The sequence below is a fragment of the uncultured Sphaerotilus sp. genome (genome assembly GCF_963924895.1).
Taxonomy (GTDB): Bacteria; Pseudomonadota; Gammaproteobacteria; order Burkholderiales; family Burkholderiaceae_C; genus Sphaerotilus.
Genome location: NZ_CAWURG010000048.1, coordinates 20555 through 40599, shown reverse-complemented (window position 1 = coordinate 40599; position 20045 = coordinate 20555). Strand labels below are relative to the sequence as shown.

Annotated in this window: 18 protein-coding genes; 10 read left to right on the top strand and 8 right to left on the bottom strand. The window is 66.9% G+C overall.

The window, feature by feature from the left end; all coding sequences use genetic code 11:
- A partial coding sequence (locus AABN02_RS17700; protein ID WP_338416231.1) for a succinate--CoA ligase subunit alpha occupies positions 1-592 on the top strand: 592 nt, incomplete at its 5' end.
- A 65-nt stretch (positions 593-657) separates the two neighbouring features.
- On the opposite strand, the gene AABN02_RS17695 is transcribed toward AABN02_RS17700, so the two are convergent.
- Positions 658-1638 carry a TerC family protein gene (locus AABN02_RS17695; RefSeq protein WP_338416230.1) on the bottom strand — a complete coding sequence of 327 codons (981 nt, stop codon included), beginning with the start codon at positions 1636-1638 and terminating at the stop codon, positions 658-660.
- A gap of 355 nt (positions 1639-1993) precedes the next feature.
- On the opposite strand from AABN02_RS17695, the gene AABN02_RS17690 reads away from it, so the two are divergent.
- On the top strand, positions 1994-2350 hold the full coding sequence (locus AABN02_RS17690) for a phage holin family protein (RefSeq protein WP_338416229.1): 357 nt from the start codon (positions 1994-1996) through the stop codon (positions 2348-2350).
- A 22-nt stretch (positions 2351-2372) separates the two neighbouring features.
- On the opposite strand, the gene AABN02_RS17685 is transcribed toward AABN02_RS17690, so the two are convergent.
- Positions 2373-3980 carry a M48 family metalloprotease gene (locus AABN02_RS17685; RefSeq protein ID WP_338416228.1) on the bottom strand — a complete coding sequence of 536 codons (1608 nt, stop codon included), beginning with the start codon at positions 3978-3980 and terminating at the stop codon, positions 2373-2375.
- A gap of 98 nt (positions 3981-4078) precedes the next feature.
- On the opposite strand from AABN02_RS17685, the gene moaC reads away from it, so the two are divergent.
- Complete coding sequence (moaC, locus tag AABN02_RS17680; RefSeq protein WP_338416227.1) at positions 4079-4558, top strand: cyclic pyranopterin monophosphate synthase MoaC; 480 nt, start codon at positions 4079-4081, stop codon at positions 4556-4558.
- A 1-nt stretch (position 4559) separates the two neighbouring features.
- On the opposite strand, the gene AABN02_RS17675 is transcribed toward moaC, so the two are convergent.
- The 4 genes from AABN02_RS17675 to groES all read right to left on the bottom strand — a co-directional run bounded on the left by AABN02_RS17675 (position 4560) and on the right by groES (position 9103).
- A complete protein-coding gene (locus AABN02_RS17675) occupies positions 4560-6311 on the bottom strand; it encodes a Wzy polymerase domain-containing protein (RefSeq protein WP_338416226.1) in 1752 nt (583 codons plus the stop codon).
- 106 nt (positions 6312-6417) lie between these two features.
- On the bottom strand, positions 6418-6870 hold the full coding sequence (locus tag AABN02_RS17670) for a pilin (protein ID WP_338416225.1): 453 nt from the start codon (positions 6868-6870) through the stop codon (positions 6418-6420).
- Between the two features lie 256 nt (positions 6871-7126).
- Positions 7127-8773: a chaperonin GroEL gene (groL, locus tag AABN02_RS17665; protein WP_338416224.1), complete on the bottom strand. Its 1647-nt coding sequence runs from the start codon at positions 8771-8773 to the stop codon at positions 7127-7129.
- Between the two features lie 39 nt (positions 8774-8812).
- Positions 8813-9103 (bottom strand): co-chaperone GroES, encoded by a 291-nt coding sequence (gene groES / locus AABN02_RS17660; protein WP_179634064.1) that lies wholly within the window; start codon positions 9101-9103, stop codon positions 8813-8815.
- A gap of 183 nt (positions 9104-9286) precedes the next feature.
- Between groES and AABN02_RS17655 the strand changes: the two genes are divergently transcribed.
- Both AABN02_RS17655 and AABN02_RS17650 read left to right on the top strand, forming a co-directional pair.
- On the top strand, positions 9287-10621 hold the full coding sequence (locus AABN02_RS17655; protein ID WP_338416223.1) for a DUF3422 domain-containing protein: 1335 nt from the start codon (positions 9287-9289) through the stop codon (positions 10619-10621).
- A gap of 22 nt (positions 10622-10643) precedes the next feature.
- Positions 10644-11918, top strand: a complete 1275-nt coding sequence (locus AABN02_RS17650) for an aminotransferase class I/II-fold pyridoxal phosphate-dependent enzyme (protein ID WP_338416222.1) — start codon at positions 10644-10646, stop codon at positions 11916-11918.
- A 15-nt stretch (positions 11919-11933) separates the two neighbouring features.
- Here AABN02_RS17650 and AABN02_RS17645 read toward each other — a convergent pair whose 3' ends face one another.
- On the bottom strand, positions 11934-12434 hold the full coding sequence (locus AABN02_RS17645) for a glycine zipper 2TM domain-containing protein (protein WP_338416221.1): 501 nt from the start codon (positions 12432-12434) through the stop codon (positions 11934-11936).
- Positions 12435-12493: 59 nt separating this feature from the next.
- On the bottom strand, positions 12494-13051 hold the full coding sequence (locus AABN02_RS17640; RefSeq protein WP_338416220.1) for an HNH endonuclease: 558 nt from the start codon (positions 13049-13051) through the stop codon (positions 12494-12496).
- 154 nt (positions 13052-13205) lie between these two features.
- Between AABN02_RS17640 and AABN02_RS17635 the strand changes: the two genes are divergently transcribed.
- From AABN02_RS17635 to AABN02_RS17615, 5 genes are all read left to right on the top strand, one after another.
- Entirely contained in the window at positions 13206-13856 is a 651-nt protein-coding gene (locus tag AABN02_RS17635) for a TetR/AcrR family transcriptional regulator (RefSeq protein ID WP_338416219.1), read from the top strand.
- Between the two features lie 132 nt (positions 13857-13988).
- Positions 13989-15791, top strand: a complete 1803-nt coding sequence (locus AABN02_RS17630) for an acyl-CoA dehydrogenase C-terminal domain-containing protein (protein WP_338416218.1) — start codon at positions 13989-13991, stop codon at positions 15789-15791.
- Positions 15792-15852: 61 nt separating this feature from the next.
- Positions 15853-16293, top strand: a complete 441-nt coding sequence (locus AABN02_RS17625) for a DUF2147 domain-containing protein (protein ID WP_338416217.1) — start codon at positions 15853-15855, stop codon at positions 16291-16293.
- Positions 16294-16335: 42 nt separating this feature from the next.
- On the top strand, positions 16336-18741 hold the full coding sequence (locus tag AABN02_RS17620) for a 3-hydroxyacyl-CoA dehydrogenase/enoyl-CoA hydratase family protein (RefSeq protein ID WP_338416216.1): 2406 nt from the start codon (positions 16336-16338) through the stop codon (positions 18739-18741).
- Positions 18742-18764: 23 nt separating this feature from the next.
- A complete protein-coding gene (locus AABN02_RS17615) occupies positions 18765-19964 on the top strand; it encodes an acetyl-CoA C-acyltransferase (protein WP_338416215.1) in 1200 nt (399 codons plus the stop codon).
- The last annotated feature ends 81 nt before the right edge of the window (positions 19965-20045 follow it).

The following is a 20045-nucleotide window of genomic DNA, read 5'->3' as shown; positions in this document are numbered from 1 at the left end:
CATCCCCGTGCGGGACATGCTGATGGTGCGCAACAAGATGAAGGCCAAGGAAGCGGCCGGCGGCAAGAAGACGCTGCTGCTGGGCCCGAACTGCCCGGGGCTGATCACGCCGGAAGAGATCAAGATCGGCATCATGCCGGGTCACATCCACCGCAAGGGTCGGATCGGCGTGGTGAGCCGTTCGGGCACGCTGACGTATGAAGCCGTGGCGCAGCTGACCGAGATCGGTCTGGGCCAAAGCTCGGCAGTCGGCATCGGCGGCGACCCGATCAACGGTCTGAAGCACATCGACATCATGCGGGCCTTCAACGACGATCCGGACACGGACGCCGTGATCATGATCGGCGAGATCGGCGGACCCGATGAGGCCGAAGCCGCGCTGTGGTGCAAGGCGAACATGACCAAGCCGATCGTGGGCTTCATCGCCGGCGTGACGGCTCCGGCCGGCAAGCGCATGGGCCACGCTGGCGCGCTGATCTCGGGTGGTGCGGACACGGCAGACGCCAAGCTTGCCATCATGGAAGAGTGCGGCTTCACCGTCACGCGCAACCCGTCCGAGATGGCCAAGCTGCTCAAGGCGCTGCTGAAGTAAAGACCGCGCCAGCCAAGAAAAAGCCACCCCGCGGGGTGGCTTTTTTCATGGTGACGCGGTCAGGATCAGCCGTTGGTGATCGCCTTGTCCTTTTGCATGTCGATCTTCGGCGCGGTCCGCACGCTCAGCCACATCGTGAATGCCAGGATGCCGATCACCGCGCCGAGCGAGGCGAACACCGGGATCTTGACGATGTCGATCAGCAGCATCTTCGTGCCGATGAAGGCCAGGATGACCGCCAGACCGTAACTGAGCAGGTGAAACTTCGTTGCCATCGCCGCCAGCAGGAAGTACATCGCGCGCAGACCCAGGATGGCGAAGATGTTCGAGGTCAGCACGATGAAGGCATCGTCGGTGATCGCGAAGATGGCGGGGATCGAGTCCACCGCGAAGATCACGTCGGTGATGCCCACCAGCGCGATCACCAGCAGCAGCGGCGTCGCGATGCGCTTGCCGTTCTCGACCGTGAAGAACTTCTCGCCATCGAACTCCTTGCTGACCGGCAGCACGCGGCGCAGCAGCTTCAGCGCCGGGTTGCTCTCCAGATCAGGTTCCTGACCGGCGGCCCACCACATCTTGATGCCGGTGATCAGCAGGAAAGCGCCGAACAGGTACAGCACCCAGTGGAACTGCGAAATCAGCCAGGCGCCCACCAGGATCAGCACCGTGCGCAGCACCATGGCGCCGATGATGCCGATCATCAGCACCCGCTTCTGGTACGTCGGTGGCACCGCGAAGTAGGTGAAGATCATCAGGAAGACAAAGATGTTGTCGACCGCCAGCGATTTCTCGATCAGGTAGCCTGTCAGGAATTCGAGCGCGCGGGTATTGGCGACCTCGGTCCCGTGCTCACGCCAGGTGGCCCACCACAGCAAGCCATTGAACGCCAGACTCAGCGCCACCCACAGCACCGACCACCGTATCGCTTCCGGTACCGACACTTCGTGCGCGCCCTGCCGGCGCAGCACCACAAAGTCCACGAACAGGGCGAGCAGCACCACCGCCCCGAAAAACAGCCAAAGCCAATCTGGCGCCATTGTTTGCATGACCACTCCGATCCAGTTATTGAGGAGAACAACACTGGCGAAGTGGCTGCTTTCGGCGCAGAACATGACGGTCGGGATTGAACCTGGACAGCCACTTCGCGCCGAAAGGTCTGGCGGTGGACACAGCGACAAGCGTCACTTGGGTAGCACCTGCGAACCCGGGTGACTGGCCGTGATGGCGGCGGTCACCGTACTGACGGGATGCGCGATGGCAGGGCGCCATCTGCTACTCCCCTTTCGACGTCGCTATTGTCTGGGGAACCCGCCTGTCCACAGAGAACATGCGGGTATTTTGAGTGCCGAACAAAACGTGATGCACATCACAAACCACCGCGGGACGTGTATGCTGATGTGCATGGTCAAGCTCTTCGCCCGCTGGTTTCTTCTGGCTGCTGCCCTGCTGCTGACGGCACATTTTTACCCGGGCATCCAGGTCGAAGGCTACAGCGCGGCGCTGGTGGCTGCGCTGATCCTGGGCCTGCTGAACACGGTGCTGCGCCCGGTGCTCATCGTGCTGACACTGCCGGTGACCGTCGTGACACTCGGCCTGTTCCTGTTTGTCGTGAACGCGATGGTGTTCTACAGCGCAGCGTGGCTGCTGCCGGGTCTGCAAGTGGCCGGCTTCGTCGCAGCCATGGTCGCATCGCTGCTCTACAGCGTCTGCGGCATCATCATCGACACGGTGCTGGAACGCGTGTTCGACGAAAACTGACACTGACGCCCACAGCCCCGCGTCAGTTCTGCGAGCCGTTGCGCTCCTGCTCCATCTCGATGCGGCGCTGCTGCTCGATCACCTTCAGGCGCGACTCGATGATCACGCTCTCCATCGACTCCACCGCCCCACTGCTACGCGCCTGCCGCTGACCCGCGCGGAGGCGATCGACCGCACCAGAGAGATCGCCCTGCGCAAACCGCGCCTCGGCATGCGCGCGCAAGGCCGCAAGCGGCGCCCCCAGACGCTCGTTCACCTGTGCCAGCGCCAGCCAGGCGCCCGCGTCGTCCGCGTGCAGCGCCACCCAGGTCTGGAGTTCCTCGCGGGTACGGGACACCAGCGCAGCCTCGGAGCCGGGCAGCGTCGCCAGCCGCGCCCCCAGCAACAAGCCCGCCCGCGAGCCGTCCAGCACCCCGATCGACAGCACACGCGCCGCCTCAACCGCCTGCCCGCGCTCCAGCAGCGACTCGACCTGCAACACCTGCACCACGCGCAGCACCGCTTCGCCCTGCGGAGTGGCCAGCGCGCGTGCACGGGCCAGCGCCGCATCGGCGACACGCCAGTCCTTCAGCCGCGTGGCGGCGACCGCCGCAGCGCAGGCGGTGGCCAGCGCCTGGGGCGTCTGGGCGGCGGCCGCTGCGCTGGGCACACCGCCACCCGACAGCCGCGCCAGCGTCTGCGTGCGGCCATCCATCCAGGCGCGTGCCCGTCCCTGCATCGCGGCATGCAGCCACTGTGTCGAGGCGGCCGCCGCCTTGCGGTCGGCGCCGGTGCCCAGCCGGCCACGCGCCTCGGCGATCCGCTCGCTGGTGAGCGGGTGCGTGCGCAGATAAGGGAACTGGCCGGAGTCGTTCAACCGCGACGCGAACTGCATCTGGTCGAACATGCTGGCCATGCCATCCGGAGCGTATCCCGCGGTGTCCAGCACGCCAAAACCGACCCGGTCCGCCTCGCGCTCCATGTCGCGCGAGAAGTTCAGCTGTCCCTGGACGGCAGCCGCCTGCCCGCCCACGATCACGGCGTTGGCCACGTCCGCGTTCTGGCTGCGCGACGCCGCCAGGATGCCCACGATCATCGACGCCACGCTCAACATCGACTGCCGCCGACTGCTAGCCATGTTGCGGGCGATGTGGCGCTGGGTGATGTGCGACAGCTCGTGGGCGAGCACGGCCGCCAGTTCGTCGCGGGAGCTGGTCAGTGCGATCAGGCCGAGATGGACACCCACATAGCCGCCCGGCAGCGCAAACGCATTGATCGAGCGGTCCCGCACCAGAAAGGCCTGCAGCGCAAAGTGGGTCTGCTGGTCGTCGGAGAGATCACCCCGCGCCCGGGCCGCGGTCAGCAGCGGCTGCCAGAGGCTGTTCAGGTAGTCCTGCAGCAGCGGATCGTCCAGCCAGTCCGGATCCCGCCGGATCTCGCGCATGATCCGGTCGCCCAGCCGGCGCTCGGCCCCCACCGTGAGATCCGCCGCAGCCGCGTCCCCGAGCGCAGGCAGCGTCGATTGCGCCTGCACCACAGACGACAGCCCCAGCGAGAGGGGCACCACGGCCAGCGCCGCGGACAGCACAGCCCCCCACACCGGCCAGCGCCGGGCACCACGTCGTCGAGCAACAGAACAGGAAACAGTCATGGCCTGCCCGCGGGGAGCGGGAGAAGCAACGGGGCTGCGTATGATGCCTGCGCTGTGTCACCCCTGTGTAAATCCCTGCTGAGCGGATCCGACGCCCGATGAACTCTCCCCTGACCCACTTCGACGCCCACGGCCAGGCCCACATGGTGGATGTGGCCGACAAACGCGAAACCCACCGCGTCGCCACCGCCACGGGCACGATCCGCATGCTGCCGGCCACGCTGGCGCTCATCACGCAGGGCAACGCCAAGAAGGGCGACGTGATCGGCATCGCCCGCATTGCGGCCATCCAAGGAGCCAAGCGCACGGCCGACCTGATCCCGCTGTGCCACCCGTTGCCGATCACGCGGGTCGCGGTGGAATTCCAGACCGACGAGGCCGCCTGCGCCGTGCACTGCCAGGCGACGGTGGAAACGCTGGGCCGCACCGGGGTCGAGATGGAAGCGCTCACCGCCGTGCAGGTCGGCCTGCTGACCATCTACGACATGTGCAAGGCCGCCGACCGCGGCATGACCATGACCGACGTGCGCCTGCTGGAAAAGCGTGGCGGCAAGTCGGGGGACTGGACGGCCGACTGACTCAGGGCGCAGGCCGCAGGGCCTCGGCGGGCAAGCCAGGGTCCGGCAGGCACTGGAACGGCGTCCCCCCCTCCTTGTCGCAGGCGGCAAACAGCTCCGCCGACAAGGGGTTGCGGAATTCGCGCAGCCGCGCAGCCACGTGGGTCGCTTTCTCGATCTCGCCACGCGCCAGCAGCGCCCGTGCATAGGCCATCAGCAGCCGCGTGTCCGCCAGGTGGTAGAGCGGACGCTCGAACTCGCTGAACACCTCCTCGGGCTTGGCCGCCATGGTCACGGACGCATAGTCGGCGTGGTGGCCCCACAGCACGCTGCGCTGCCCGCGGGCGATGCGCTCAGCCAGCGGTGCCGGCTCGGCCCAGGACAGCTCCGGCTCGAAGATGACGGCCACGCTGGCGTATTCCACCGTCGACCAGAGCGAGCCGGACAAGGCCACCGCCCCCGTCACGCACCAGACCGGGCGCCAGGCCGCGGCGAAGCGGGACTGGGGCGGGTCCGATCGCACCGGCGCCAGGCCCGTCAGCCAGCCCGCCAGCACCGCCGCCGGCAGCAGGAAATACACGTACCACAGCGGGTATTCCAGCAGGCTGTGCACCCCCACCATCGTCAGCATGAACAAGGCCGCGCGGGCACCGCGGGCGGCATCGTCGTCGGCCACGGTCAGCGCGGCACGGGCCGTCCACAGCGCCGCCAGCGCGCAGCCGAGGACCACCGCCGCCACCGGCACACCCGACTCGACCGCCAGTTGCAGCACGATGTTGTGCGAATGGTCATAGAACGCGACCGGCCGCCCCGGGAACGGCGTCATCGACCAGATGAAGTTGTAGGCCCCCACCCCGACGCCGGTCCACGGATGGGCGGCGATCATGTCCCAGGTGTTCGCCCAGATCTTGCCGCGCGAGCTGCTCGGGTCGCCATGCAGCGTCTTCTTGAGCTGGTCCTCGCCATAGAACATGACGCCGTGCGCCGATAGCCATTGCTCCAGCCCCCACCAGCTCAGCGCGTACAGCGGCAGCATCGCCACCAGCAGCCAGCGCACGGGCTTGGGCAGGCGCCGGTCCAGGGCGCCCCACAGGGCCAGCAGCAGCACGCCCACCAGCCCCGTGCGCGAGGCGGTCAGCGCCACGCCGAACACCAGCACGCCCAGCACCACCGCCAGCACCTTCAGCGACTGGCGCTCGCGCACCGACAGCCAGACGGCCGCCGCCGCCGCCCACAGCAGCAGCGTGGAGAGCTGGTTCGGCTGGCGCATGTTGCCGATGGCGCGGCCGGCAATGGTGGGGAAGGAGATCAGGCGCCCATCGGCCAGTTCGGGGCGAAAGACCTGGACGACGCCGACCACGACACTCAGCAAGCCGGCCACCAGCAAGGCGGTCATGAGCGGTGTGACCCAGTCGTCGAGCCGGCCGGCCCGCGTGGCGGCGGCGGTGGCGTGCATCAAGGCGCCGGCCAGCACCAGACAGGCCAGTGGCGCCAGACGCTGGCCCCACGGCGCGCTGGAGGTGAGCGTGGCCGCCACCAGCAGCGCACCGGCCAGCAGCAGCAGCTTGGTGGACGTCGAGGCAGGCTGCGCGGCGAGACTCGGCCGGGCGGTCAGCGCCCAGACCAGCAGCCAGACGCCGCAGCCACCGAAGGCCACCACCTGGTTGAAATAGGTCGAGGTGGGCGGAGCGCTGCCGGCGATCAGGAAGGGCAAGGCCACGGCCAGCAGGGCCAGCGGCAGGAAGGAAACGGGGGGGTGGGCAGGCGCGGTCATGGGTGGCCGATCATAGCGAGGCCACCATGCAGCGCCCTGAAACGACAAATGCGCCCGGAGGCGCATTTGCGATGGCACTGACTGCCCGCAGGCAGTCAGGCTAGCATCAAGAGCAGGTCTTGGGCTTGATCTTGGCGTCCAGATCAGACGAGCACGTCCATGCCGTCGTGTTGTTCTGCTGAACCATCGTGTAGGTCATCTTCTTGCCAGAAATACCAGTCGCAACACCGGAAGACTTAAAGAGGACTTCAACCGTGCAGCCGCCCGTGTCAACGGGGGCACCTGCAGTGGTGATGGAGAGGACGTATTTGCCGGTAATGGTGTCGGCCTTTGCAATCTGCCCGGCAATCGCGCTCCCATTGGCAGGACAAGTCTTGTCTTGCGAGAAGGTAAATTCCACTTCTTTCTTCACGCCATCCGCAAGCGTCGAACCTTCAGCCGACTGCGCGCGCGCCGTGTAGTCCTGATACGCCGGCAGCGCGACGGCGGCCAGGATGCCGATGATCGCGACGACGATCATCAGTTCGATCAGCGTGAAACCTTGTTGAACTCGCTTCATGGTGCTTCCTGCAATGGGTGGGTGAAGATGCTTCTACTGTGCAGGGGCCGTGCCAGCCCCGAATCGAACAGAATTCACCCGATTCACCCCCATTTGCAGGGTTGATGCGACCAGAAATGGTGCTTGCACAGTTCGACGCTGCCAAAAAACGTCACATTCTTCGCGCCACGGACAGGATGTGTCACCCCGAAAAAAAGGGCCGCATCGCTGCGGCCCTCTCTGCTTGGCACTGAGCGCAAGGCCCAGGCAGCGGACATTACATGCCCATGCCGCCCATGTCGCCCATGCCACCCATGCCGCCGCCGCCCATCGAAGGCGAATCGTCCTTCGGTGCTTCAGCGATCATGCACTCGGTGGTCAGCATCAGCGATGCGACCGACGCGGCGTTCTGCAGCGCGGTGCGGGTGACCTTCGTCGGGTCCAGGATGCCCATGTCGATCATGTCGCCATAGGTGTCGTTGGCGGCGTTGAAGCCGTAGTTGCCCGAACCGGCCAGGATGGCGTTCACGACCACGCTCGGCTCGCCACCGGCGTTGGCCACGATTTCGCGCAGCGGGGCTTCGATGGCCTTCAGGACCAGCTTGATGCCGGCGTCCTGGTCAGCGTTGTCGCCAGCGATGACACCAGCAGCCTGACGCGCACGCAGCAGGGCCACGCCGCCACCAGCCACGATGCCTTCTTCGACGGCGGCACGGGTCGCGTGCAGGGCGTCTTCGACACGGGCCTTCTTTTCCTTCATCTCGACTTCGGTGGCAGCACCGACCTTGATGACGGCAACACCGCCGGCCAGCTTGGCCACGCGCTCTTGCAGCTTCTCGCGGTCGTAGTCGCTCGACGCTTCTTCGATCTGGATGCGGATCTGCTTGACACGCGCTTCGATGATGTCGGCGGTACCGGCGCCATCGATGATGATGGTGTTTTCCTTGCCCACTTCGACGCGCTTGGCCTGGCCCAGATCGGCCAGCGTGACCTTGTCCAGCGACATGCCGACTTCTTCGGCGATGACCTTGCCGCCCGTCAGGATGGCGATGTCTTCCAGCATGGCCTTGCGGCGGTCGCCGAAGCCCGGAGCCTTGACAGCGACGACCTTCAGGATGCCGCGGATGGTGTTCACCACCAGCGTGGCCAGCGCTTCGCCGTCCACGTCTTCAGCCACGATCAGCAGCGGACGGCCAGCCTTGGCGACTTGCTCCAGCGTCGGCAGCAGGTCACGGATGTTGGACACCTTCTTGTCGTACAGCAGCACGAAGGGGTTGTCCAGGATCGCCGACTGCTTTTCCGGGTTGTTGATGAAGTACGGCGACAGGTAGCCGCGGTCGAACTGCATGCCTTCGACGATGTCGAGTTCGTTGTCCAGCGACTTGCCGTCTTCGACGGTGATGACGCCTTCCTTGCCGACCTTGTCCATCGCCTTGGCGATGATCTCGCCGATCGACGAGTCGCTGTTGGCGGAGATCGAGCCGACCTGGCTGATTTCCTTGGTCGTCGTGGTGGCCTTCGAAGCGGCCTTCAGCTGGGCAACCAGGGCGGTGACCGCCTTGTCGATGCCGCGCTTCAGGTCCATCGGGTTCATGCCGGCGGCCACGTACTTCATGCCTTCGCGCACGATGGCTTGCGCCAGCACGGTGGCGGTGGTGGTGCCGTCACCGGCGTTGTCGGAGGTCTTGGAAGCAACTTCCTTGACCATCTGCGCGCCCATGTTCTGCAGCTTGTCCTTCAGTTCGACTTCCTTGGCGACCGAGACACCGTCCTTGGTCACGGTCGGGGCGCCGAACGAGCGCTCCAGAACGACATTGCGACCCTTCGGGCCCAGCGTGACCTTGACCGCGTTGGCCAGGATGTTCACGCCTTCAACCATGCGGTGACGGGCGTCTGCACCAAAAATAACGTCTTTAGCTGCCATGTTCTGACTCCGGAATCTTGAATGAATGAAGGGACGGGATTACTTGCCGACGACGGCGAAGAGGTCTTCTTCGCGCATCACGAGCAGTTCGTCGCCATCAACCTTGACCGACTGGCCGCTGTACTTGCCGAACAGGACGCGATCGCCCACGGCGACGTTCAGGGCGATGAAGTCGCCCTTGTCGTTGCGCTTGCCCGGGCCGACGGCCAGCACTTCACCCTGGTCGGGCTTCTCTGCGGCGTTGTCGGGGATCACGATGCCCGAGGCGGTCTTGGTTTCTTGTTCCAGACGCTTGACGATGACGCGGTCGTGCAGAGGACGAAGTTTCATTGCATCTCCTAGATACAGAGCAAATTCAGTGGGTGGGTCACTAGCACTCACCCAAGGCGAGTGCTAACAGGACTGATTATAGGAACGGTCCCGGCGCTTTCAAGAGGGGCGCCGCAGAGAAACCGCTAATCTTCTGAGGCTGCTCCCGGCCTGCCCCTGCGTACGATCCCGCCCAACGTGCCCATGAACACCCTGCCCGACGCCCGAACCGCCCTGCCCCCGGACGATGATCTGCGCGCAATCCTGCACAACGAGGTCCATGCCCGGCCAACGGCCCGCATCCGGCTGCCGGCACTGGTGGTCTATGTCGCCGTGCTGAACGACGGTGTGCGCCGGGAGGACGAGTGGGAGCATCTGAGGCGCCTGCCCGGCCAGGACGGACTGCGTCTGGCCGACCTGAGCAGCAGTTTCCTGCGCATCCGTCTGGCCGATTGCACCCTCAAGTGGGAGCGCCACAGCGAGTTCACCCGCTACTCCATCGTCCAGGCGATGCCCGAAGGGGCGGGCCTGGATGCGCCCGAGCCGCCTGCACTGGACACACTGGCCGTCGACGCGGACTGGCTGCGCACCATTCCCGGCCGCACGGTGGCCGCCATCAAGCTGGCGATGGTGATCGGTGACATCTCGAACGCCCCCGCCGCCGCACGCCTCGGCCAGCAGTGGCTGGGCCGGCGCAGCGTGGTGGCCTCCATCATGGGCACCTTCGGCCACTCGATCGCGGTGACGGCCTTCCGGCTGCGCGACAGCGGCTTCGAGCACATGCTGGTCATCGCCCCGGCCAGCACCACCGAGACCCGCGCCGGCCGCATCTCGCAGCGCCTGCTGGAGCTGGAGACCTACCGCCTGATGGCCCTGCGCGGCCTGCCGGCGGCCAAGTCGCTGGCGCCGATGCTGACCGAGGCCGAGGCCACGCTGGCCGACATCACCGCCCGCCTGGAGAACAAGCAGGCCACCGACCAGGAGCTGCTCGACACCCTGGTCGCGCTGGCCGCCAAGGTCGAGCGCGCCACCGCCGTCCACCAGTACCGCTTCTCCGCCACGCAGGCCTACCACGCCATCGTCGGCCAGCGCATCGCCGAGCTGCGCGAGAAGCCCATCTCCGGCACCCAGGGCATCGGCGAATTCATGCAACGCCGGCTGACGCCCGCCATCGCGACCGTGGCCGCCACCGCACAACGGCTGGCCGCGCTCTCGCAGCGCATCGAGCGCGCCAGCGGCCTGCTGCGCACGCGGGTGGACATCGCCACCGAGACGCAGAACCAGCAGCTCCTGGCCAAGCTCACGCGGGGGCAAGAGCTGCAACTCCGCCTGCAGTCGACCGTGGAAGGGCTGTCGATCGCGGCGATCTCGTACTACGTGATGAGCCTGCTGTACTACGCCGCCAAGGCAGCGAAGGTGGCGGGGGCACCCGTCAACCCGGACCTGTTCGCCGGTGCGATGATTCCGCTGGTGCTGTGGGCCGTCTGGACCACCACCCAGCGCATCCACAAGCGCCTGCACGCCGAACAAGCTCACTGACCCACCCGACAGGAGACCTTTGATGAAGCTCGAAACCCTCGCCGTCCACGCCGGCTACAGCCCCGACCCGACCACCAAGGCCGCGGCCGTGCCGATCTACCAGACGGTGGCCTACGCCTTCGACAACGCGCAGCACGGCGCGGACCTGTTCGACCTGAAGGTCGCGGGGAACATCTACACCCGGATCATGAATCCGACCTCTTCAGTGCTTGAACAGCGCGTCGCCGCCCTCGAAGGTGGCCTCGCCGCACTGGCCGTCGCCTCGGGCATGGCGGCGATCACCTACGCCATCCAGACGATCGCCGAAGCCGGTGACAACATCGTCTCGGCCAGCCAGCTCTACGGCGGCACCTACAACCTCTTCGCGCACACGCTGCCGCAGATGGGCATCACCACCCGCTTCGCCGACGCGACGAAGCCGGAAACCTTCGCCGCGCTGATCGACGAGCGCACCAAGGCCATCTTCTGCGAATCGGTCGGCAACCCGCTGGGCAACGTGACCGACATCGCTGCGCTGGCCGCCGTGGCCCATGCCGCGGGCGTGCCGCTGATCGTGGACAACACGGTGCCCTCGCCCGCGCTGTGCCGCCCGATCGAGCATGGCGCGGACATCGTCGTGCACTCGCTGACCAAGTACATGGGCGGCCACGGCAACAGCGTCGCCGGCGCCATCGTCGATTCCGGCACCTTCCCGTGGGCGCAGCACAAGGAACGCTTCAAGCGCCTGAACGAGCCGGACGTGAGCTACCACGGCGTGGTCTACACCGAAGCGCTCGGCCCGGCGGCGTACATCGGCCGCGCCCGCGTCGTGCCACTGCGCAACATGGGCGCGGCGATCTCGCCGATGAACGCCTTCCTGATCCTGCAGGGCATCGAGACGCTGGCGCTGCGCATGGACCGCATCTGCGACAACACGCTGGCGCTGGCCACCTTCCTGAAGCACCACCCGAAGGTGGCGTGGGTGAACTACGCCGGCCTGGCCGACCACCCGGACCATGCGCTGGTGCAGCGTCAGATGGGCGGCCGGGCCTCGGGCATCCTGAGCTTCGGCTTGAAGGAAGGTGGGCGCGAGGCCGGCGCGCGCGTGCTGGACGCGTTCAAGCTGTTCACGCGGCTGGTCAACATCGGTGACGCCAAGTCGCTGGCCACGCACCCGGCCTCGACCACGCACCGCCAGCTCAACCCCGACGAACTCGCCAAGGCAGGCGTCAGCGAGGACATGCTGCGCCTGTCGGTCGGCATCGAGCACATCGACGACCTGATGGCCGACCTCGACCAGGCGCTCGCCGCGGTCTGAGCGCGGCCCGGCGCGTCAGCGCGCCGGCATGGAGGTGGGGACGGCGGCATTGCCCGGCGTCACCGTCTTCATCACCCGCGTCTTGCCCCCGGTCGACACCAGGATGACGGCCTCGCCGGGCACGAAGATTTCGTTGCCCTTGGCCTGCACCAGCGCCCGGCGCTCACCGCTGGGCAGTTGCAGCAGGATCTCGACCGCTTCCTCGCGCGTGCCGAAACGCTCGATCGAGTTGCCGATGACCGCGCCGGCCACCGCGCCGAGCACGCCGACCACCATGCCCTCGCGCCGCCCGCCGACCGTGCTGCCAGCGATGCCACCGACCACGGCGCCGGACGTGCCGCCGATGCCCTGCTGCTGGCCTTCGACGACGACGGAGCGCACATTGAGCACAACCGCGTCCTGCACGGTGGACAGGCGCTGGGCATCGCCGGGGCGGATCACGTCCGGGCTGGTGGTGCTGCAGGCGCCGAGCAGGAGTGCGGCGGCGGCCACGGTCGTGACGAAGAGTGCTTTCATGGTGGAAACCTGTGCTGTGCTGTGCGTGTTCGGAGTCGGAGTCGGAGTCGTCGGTCTGTTCAGCCGTGCAGGCGGCTGTGGCGCGGCACGCCAGCGAGCAGAAACTCCATCTGGTCCGCCACGATGCGCCGCCCCTTGAGGATCATGTCCTCGTGCAGGCTGGGTATGTACGGAAGGTAAAGCAATTCCATCCTGCATTCCTGAACCAGCCGATTGCCCTTGCGGCCGTTGCAGCCCCGGCAGGCGGTGATGCAGTTCATCCACGTGTCCTCGCCGCCGCGGGAGGTCGGGATGATGTGCTCGCGGGTCAGGTGGTCGTCGTGGCTGTGCTGGCCGCAGTAGGCGCAGACATGGCGGTCGCGGACAAACAGCTTGGGATTGGTCAGCGCCGGCATCTGGCGCCAGGCCCGGGTCGGCACCGCGCCGCGGACCGCGATGATGGGGTGCAGCTCCAGCCGGGATTGCAGGCCGGTCAGCCGCTGGATGCCGCCACGCAGCAGGATGCACGGCTCGCCCACTGTCCACGCGACCGCATCGCAGACATAGAGGTTGGCCGCCTCCCGGGGTGAAATCCAGGCCTGGGGGCGACCCGATACATCGAGTTGCAACACGTCCATGGGAAAAGCCTCTGCGCGAGCATAGAGCAGACTGTGCGGGGCTGCCCGAATGGCACAAACTAGAGTTTTGACTCTAGCCTCACAAGGGTCATCCGCAGTGGTGTTCGGGTGTTCTTCGATCAGAATAGAACGATCGTTCGTTTTATTCCACGCCGTGACCTCTATCCCACTCGCTGCCACCCGGCCCGCCCGATCCGGCGCCCGCGCTGTCCACAAGGGCCAGCAGACGCGTGCCTCGATCCTGGACGCCGCGCTGAGCCTGGCGTCGCAGAAGGGGCTGGAGGGCCTGTCGATCGGCCACCTGGCCGACATCACCGGCATGAGCAAGTCCGGCGTCTTCGCGCACTTCGGTTCCCGCGAAGAGCTGCAGATGTCGGTCATCCGCGAGTACCACGCGCGCTTCGAGGAAGAAGTCTTCTACCCCTCGCTGCGCGAAGCGCGTGGCCTGCCGCGGCTGGACGCGATGTTCCGCCGCTGGCTGGCGCGGGTCAGCATCGAGATCGACTCGGGCTGCATCTACATCAGCGGCGCGGTCGAGTTCGACGACCGGTCCGGCCCGGTGCGCGACGCGCTGGTGGACATGGTGCGCACCTGGCACACCGGCCTGGAGCGCGCCATCACCATCGCCCGGGAAGAAGGCGACCTGCGCGCCGACACCGATGCGCGCCAGATGCTGTTCGAGTTGCACGGGCTGGTGCTGGCGCTGCACCACGATGCCCGGTTCCTGCGCACCCCGGGTTCGGTCCAGAGAGCCGAACAGGGATTCCTGAATGTGCTGGCCCGCTACCGGGCGCTGCCAAGCTGATATTTCACCGGACGCCGGCCAACGGCCATCGGTCGCCGGCGTTCCGCTTTCTCTTTCTGACTGTCTGTCTGACTGACGGTCTGTCCGATTCACTGATTCACCCCGATCACCGCCCTCGTCGAGGAGACGTCCATGCCCCAGTACAACCCGCCCCTGCGTGACCTTCAATTTGTGCTGCACGAACTCGTGCAGGTCACCGAGACCTTCAAGGAACTGCCAGCCCACGCCGATGTCGATGTCGACACCGTCAACGCCATCCTCGAAGAAGGTGGCAAGTTCGCCGCCCAGGTGGTGTTCCCGCTGAACCGCAGTGGCGACGAAGAAGGCTGCACGCTCGACAAGACCACCCACGAGGTGCGCACGCCCAAGGGCTACAAGGAAGCGTATGCGCAGTACGTCGAAGGTGGCTGGGCGGCGCTGAGCTGCGACCCGGCCTACGGCGGCCAGGGCCTGCCGCACGTGGTGAACCAGTGCTTCTACGAGATGCTCAACAGCGCCAACCAGGCGTGGACGATGTATCCGGGCCTGTCGCACGGCGCTTACGAGAGCCTGCACACCCACGGCACGCCCGAGCAGAAGGCCACCTACCTGCCCAAGCTCAGCAGCGGCGAGTGGACCGGGACGATGTGCCTGACCGAGTCGCACTGCGGCACCGACCTCGGCCTGCTGCGCACCAAGGCCGAGCCGCTGGGCGACGGCACCTACAAGCTCAACGGCGCCAAGATCTTCATCTCCGCCGGCGAGCACGACATGGCCGCCAACATCATCCACCTCGTGCTGGCCCGCCTGCCGGACGCGCCCGCAGGCTCGAAGGGCATCTCGCTCTTCATCGTGCCGAAGTTCCACGTCAACGCGGACGGCTCGCTCGGCGGTCGCAACGGCATCTTCTGCGCCGGCCTCGAACACAAGATGGGCATCACCAGCAACGCCACCGCGCAGCTGGTGCTCGAAGACGCCGTCGGCACGCTGGTCGGCCAGCCGAACAAGGGCCTGGCCGCCATGTTCGTGATGATGAACGCCGCCCGCCTGGGTGTCGGCATGCAGTCGCTCGGCCTGACCGAAGTGGCGTATCAGAACGCCGTCGCCTACGCCAAGGACCGCCTGCAGATGCGCGCCCTGTCCGGCCCGAAAGCGCCGGAGAAGGCGGCCGATCCCATCATCGTGCACCCCGATGTGCGCAAGATGCTGCTGACCGCCCGCGCCTACGCCGAAGCCGGCCGCGCGCTGTGCGTGCACACCGCGCTGATGCTCGACCAGGAAATCAGCCACCCGGACGAGGACGTGCGCAAGGCCTCGGCCGATGAAGTCGCGCTGCTGACGCCGATCATCAAGGCCTTCCTGACCGACAACGGCTGGATCGCCACCTCGCACTGCATGCAGGTCTTCGGCGGCCACGGCTACATCCGCGAATGGGGCATGGAGCAGTACGTGCGCGATGCCCGCATCAACATGATCTACGAGGGCACGAACACGATCCAGTCGCTGGACCTGCTCGGCCGCAAGGTGCTGGCCGACAACGGCAAGAAGCTCAAGGCGTTTGGCAAGAAGATCGCCGAGTTCGTCGAGGAAGAAGGCATCCGCGAGGACATGCAGGAGTTCGTCAACCCGCTGGCGGACATCGGCGACAAGGTCACCAAGCTGACGACCGAGCTGGGCATGAAGGCCTTCGGCAACCCGGACGAGGTGGGCGCAGCGGCGGTCGATTACCTGCGTGTGGTCGGCCACCTGGTGTTCTCGTACTTCTGGGCGCGCATGGCCAAGGTGGCGCTCGACCGGCTGAAGGAACAAGGTGCGAACCCGGATCCGTTCTACGTCGCCAAGCTGCACACCGCCCGCTTCTACTTCGCCAAGCTGCTGCCGGAAACGGCGTCGCTGATCCGCACCGCCCGCGCCGGCCTCGCGCCGCTGATGGCGATGGACGAAGCGATGTTCTGAACCCGCGAAACCCCCACCCCAACCCTCCCCCGCTGGGGGAGGGAGCAAGACCAGGCACACCATGAAAACCACCCTGATCGCCCTTGCGCTGGCCGGCGCCTCGCTGGCCGCCGCGGCGCAGTCCACGCCCGCCGGCCTGTGGAAGACCATCGACGACGACGGCAAGACCGAGAAGTCGCTGGTGCGCATCACCGACAACGCGGGCACCTACTCGGCCAAGATCGAGAAGATCTTCGAGGCAGCCAAGCAGGACGCCCGCTGCGAGAAGTGCAGCGACGACCGCAAGGACCAGCCCGTGCTGGGCATGACCATCGTCAAGGGTGTGCGGGCCAGCGTCACCGACAAGGGGCTGTGGGATGGCGGCGAGATCCTTGACCCCAACAACGGCAAGACCTACAAGGTGCGCATGAAGCCGATCGACGGCGGGCAGCACCTGGAGCTGCGCGGCTACATCGGCGTGCCGCTGCTGGGCCGCACGCAGACCTGGGCCCGCGTCGAATAACGTCCCCAGAACGAAGACCCCGAATCTCCCAAGGAAACATCCATGAGCCGTTTCAATGTCCGCCAGGTCGCCGTGCTCGGCGCCGGCGTGATGGGCGCGCAGATCGCCGCCCACCTGGTCAATGTCCAGGTGCCGGTCATCCTGTTCGACCTGCCCGCCAAGGAAGGCCCGAAGAGCGCGATTGCGCAGAAGGCCATCGACAACCTCAAGAAGCTCAAGCCCGCCCCGCTGGGCGTGGGCGACGACGCCAGCCGCATCCGCGCCGCGAACTACGAGGAGCATCTGGACCTGCTGAAAGACTGTGACCTCGTGATCGAAGCGATCGCCGAGCGCATGGACTGGAAGCATGACCTCTACGCGAAGATCGCCCCGTTCATCGCGCCGCACGCCATCCTCGCCTCGAACACCTCGGGCCTGTCGATCACGACGCTGTCGGACGGCCTGCCGGACGCGCTGAAGCCGCGCTTCTGCGGCATCCACTTCTTCAACCCGCCCCGGTACATGTACCTGGTGGAGCTGATCGCCACGCCGACCACCGAGGCGCGTTACCTCGACCAGCTCGAAACCTTCGTCACCTCGACCGTCGGCAAGGGCGTCGTGCGCGCCAAGGACACGCCGAACTTCATCGCCAACCGCGTCGGCATCGCCGGCATGCTGGCGACGATCCACGAGGCGCAGCACTACGGCCTGAGCGTCGATCTGGTCGATGACCTGACCGGCAAGAAGTTCGGCCGCGCCAGCTCCGGCACCTTCCGCACCGCGGACGTGGTCGGCCTGGACACGATGGCGCACGTCATCCGCACGCTGCAGGACAACCTCGGCCCGGACAAGGCGAACGATCCCTTCTACCCGTCCTACACGACGCCGCCGGTGCTGTCGGCGCTGATCGCCAAGGGCGCGCTGGGCCAGAAGGCCGGCGCCGGTTTCTACAAGAAGGTCGGCCGCGACATCCTGCGCCTGGACGCCGCCAAGGGCGAGTACGTGCCGTCGGGGGGCAAGGCCGATCCGATCATCGACCGCATCCTGAAGAAGCCCGCCGCGGAACGCCTGAAGCTGCTGCGCGAATCGAGCAACCCGCAGGCGCAGTTCCTGTGGGCGATCCTGCGCGACAGCTTCCATTACGTCGCGGTGCATCTGGCGACGATCGCCGACTCGGCGCGTGAAGTGGACTGCGCGATGCGCTGGGGCTTTGGCGCGAAGCAGGGGCCGTTCGAGCTGTGGCAGGAAGCTGGCTGGCTGCAGGTCGCCACCTGGGTGCAGGAAGACATCGACGCTGGCAAGGCGCTGTGCCAGGCGCCGCTGCCGGACTGGGTGTTCCACGGTCCGGTCGCCAGCAACGGCGGCGTGCACCGGCCGGAAGGTTCGTGGAGCGCGGCCTACTGTCGCTTTGTCGCCCGCAGCACCCTGCCCGTCTACCAGCGCCAGCACTTCCCCGAGCGTCTGGCAGGTGAGGGTCTGGTCGATCCGCTGAAGAGCGGCACCGAGGTGTACCGCAACGAGGAAGTGCGCGTCTGGACGCTGGACGGCGAAGTGCTGATCGCCAGCATCACCGCCAAGCTGCACCTGATCAGCCCGACCGTGACCGAAGGGCTGCTGAAGGCGGTCGAACTCGCGGAAAGCGGCTACCAGGGGCTGGTGATCTGGTCGCCGGATGATGTGTTCTCGGCGGGCGCGAACCTCGAATCGCTGATGCCGGTGTTCATGAAGCTCGGCGCCAAGGGCATCGCGCCCGAGGAAAAGAAGCTGCAGGACATGATGCTGCGCGTGCGCTACGCCAGCGTGCCGGTGGTGGCCGCCGTGCGCGGGCTGGCACTGGGCGGTGGCTGCGAGCTGGCGGTGCATTGCGCGCAGCGGGTCGCGGCGATGGAGAGCTATGTCGGGCTGGTCGAGGTCGGCGTCGGGCTGATCCCGGGCGGCGGCGGGCTGACCTATGTGGCACGCCGGGCAGCGGAACGCGCGGCGAGCATGCCGGGCAGCGACCTGCTGGCGTTCCTGAAGGACGGCTTCCAGGCGGCGGCGATGGCGACGGTGGGCACCAGCGCGCTGGAGTCGCGCAAGCTGGGCTACCTGCTCGACAGCGACATCGTCGTGCCGAACAAGGATGAGCTGCTGCACGTCGCCCTCAGCCAGGCCAAGGCGCTGGCGAATGCCGGCTACCGCGCGCCGGTGAAAGCGATGTTCCCGGTTGCCGGGCGCAGCGCGATTGCCACCATCAAGGCCAGTCTGGTCGGGATGCGCGACGGCGGCTTCATCAGCCAGCACGATTTCCACATCGCCAGCCTGATCGCCGACGTGGTCTGCGGCGGCGAAGTGGATGCGGGCACCCTAGTCACCGAGGACTACCTGATGGCGCTGGAGCGCAAGCACTTCTGCGCGCTGCTCGAACACCCCAAGTCCCAGGAACGGATCATGGGCATGCTGCAGACCGGCAAGCCGGTGCGCAACTGACACGGCCGACGGAGCACACACACATGAGCAAGCAACTGCAAGACGCCTACATCGTCGCCGCCACCCGCACGCCGATCGGCAAGTCGCACCGCGGCTTCTTCCGCAACACGCGCCCGGACGACCTGCTGGTGGCCGCCATGCGCGGCGCGCTGGCCCAGGTGCCGACGCTGGACCCGAAGGCCATCGAGGACGCCATCATCGGCTGCGCCATGCCCGAAGGTCCGCAAGGGCTGAACATGGCCCGCGTCGCCGCGCTGCTGGCGGGGCTGCCGAACACGGTGGGCGGCATCACCGTCAACCGCTTCTGCGCCTCCGGCCTGAGCGCGATCCAGATGGCCGCCGACCGCATCCGCGTCGGTGAGGCCGACGTGATGATCGCCGGCGGCGCCGAGAGCATGAGCATGGTGCCGATGAGCGGCAACACGCCGAGCTTCAACCCCTCGATCTTCGAGCGCGACGAGAACGTCGGCATCGCCTACGGCATGGGCCTTACCGCAGAGAAGGTGGCCAACCAGTGGAAGGTCAGCCGCGAAGCGCAGGACGCCTTTGCGCTGGCCTCGCACCAGAAGGCCCTGGCGGCGCAGGCCGCGGGCGAATTCGACGCCGAGACCACCGCCGTGGACGTCGTCGAGCGCACGCCCGATCTGGTCACCGGCGAGATCCACACCCGCACCCGCACGGTGAACCGCGACGAAGGCGCCCGCCCCGATACCACGCTCGAAGGCCTGGGCAAGCTCCGGACGGTGTTCGCCGCCAAAGGCAGTGTCACCGCGGGTAACAGCTCGCAGACCAGCGACGGCGCCGGCTGCCTGATCCTGGCCAGCGAGAAGGCGATCCGCCAGCACGGCCTGACGCCGCTGGCGCGTTTCGTCAGCTACGCCAGCAAGGGCGTGCCGCCGGAGATCATGGGCATCGGCCCGATCGAGGCGATCCCAGCCGCGCTGCGCAGCGCCGGTCTGCAGCAGAGCGACCTGGACTGGATCGAACTGAACGAAGCATTCGCCGCACAGGCGCTGGCCGTGATCAATACCACGGGTCTCGACCCCAGCAAGGTCAATCGCATGGGCGGCGCCATCGCGCTCGGCCACCCGCTGGGGGCCACCGGCGCCATCCGCGCCGCGACGCTGATCCACGCGCTGCGCCGCCATGACCTGAAATACGGCATGCTGACGATGTGCGTCGGCACCGGCCAGGGCGCCGCCGGCATCTTCGAGCGCGTCTGACCCCTTCTCTACCCGGGACGGTTCCACGATGACCGCCCAAGCCGCTGCACCGCCGTGTGCAGCGGCTTTTTTGTTTCACAC

Bases quoted from the DNA above. Each gene is read 5' to 3' on its own strand.
- AABN02_RS17695 (WP_338416230.1), bottom strand. From the start codon at position 1,638: ATGCAAACAATGGCGCCAGATTGGCTTTGGCTGTTTTTCGGGGCGGTG.
- AABN02_RS17690 (WP_338416229.1), top strand. From the start codon at position 1,994: ATGGTCAAGCTCTTCGCCCGCTGGTTTCTTCTGGCTGCTGCCCTGCTG.
- AABN02_RS17685 (WP_338416228.1), bottom strand. From the start codon at position 3,980: ATGACTGTTTCCTGTTCTGTTGCTCGACGACGTGGTGCCCGGCGCTGG.
- moaC (WP_338416227.1), top strand. From the start codon at position 4,079: ATGAACTCTCCCCTGACCCACTTCGACGCCCACGGCCAGGCCCACATG.
- AABN02_RS17675 (WP_338416226.1), bottom strand. From the start codon at position 6,311: ATGACCGCGCCTGCCCACCCCCCCGTTTCCTTCCTGCCGCTGGCCCTG.
- AABN02_RS17670 (WP_338416225.1), bottom strand. From the start codon at position 6,870: ATGAAGCGAGTTCAACAAGGTTTCACGCTGATCGAACTGATGATCGTC.
- groL (WP_338416224.1), bottom strand. From the start codon at position 8,773: ATGGCAGCTAAAGACGTTATTTTTGGTGCAGACGCCCGTCACCGCATG.
- groES (WP_179634064.1), bottom strand. From the start codon at position 9,103: ATGAAACTTCGTCCTCTGCACGACCGCGTCATCGTCAAGCGTCTGGAA.
- AABN02_RS17655 (WP_338416223.1), top strand. From the start codon at position 9,287: ATGAACACCCTGCCCGACGCCCGAACCGCCCTGCCCCCGGACGATGAT.
- AABN02_RS17650 (WP_338416222.1), top strand. From the start codon at position 10,644: ATGAAGCTCGAAACCCTCGCCGTCCACGCCGGCTACAGCCCCGACCCG.
- AABN02_RS17645 (WP_338416221.1), bottom strand. From the start codon at position 12,434: ATGAAAGCACTCTTCGTCACGACCGTGGCCGCCGCCGCACTCCTGCTC.
- AABN02_RS17640 (WP_338416220.1), bottom strand. From the start codon at position 13,051: ATGGACGTGTTGCAACTCGATGTATCGGGTCGCCCCCAGGCCTGGATT.
- AABN02_RS17630 (WP_338416218.1), top strand. From the start codon at position 13,989: ATGCCCCAGTACAACCCGCCCCTGCGTGACCTTCAATTTGTGCTGCAC.
- AABN02_RS17625 (WP_338416217.1), top strand. From the start codon at position 15,853: ATGAAAACCACCCTGATCGCCCTTGCGCTGGCCGGCGCCTCGCTGGCC.
- AABN02_RS17620 (WP_338416216.1), top strand. From the start codon at position 16,336: ATGAGCCGTTTCAATGTCCGCCAGGTCGCCGTGCTCGGCGCCGGCGTG.
- AABN02_RS17615 (WP_338416215.1), top strand. From the start codon at position 18,765: ATGAGCAAGCAACTGCAAGACGCCTACATCGTCGCCGCCACCCGCACG.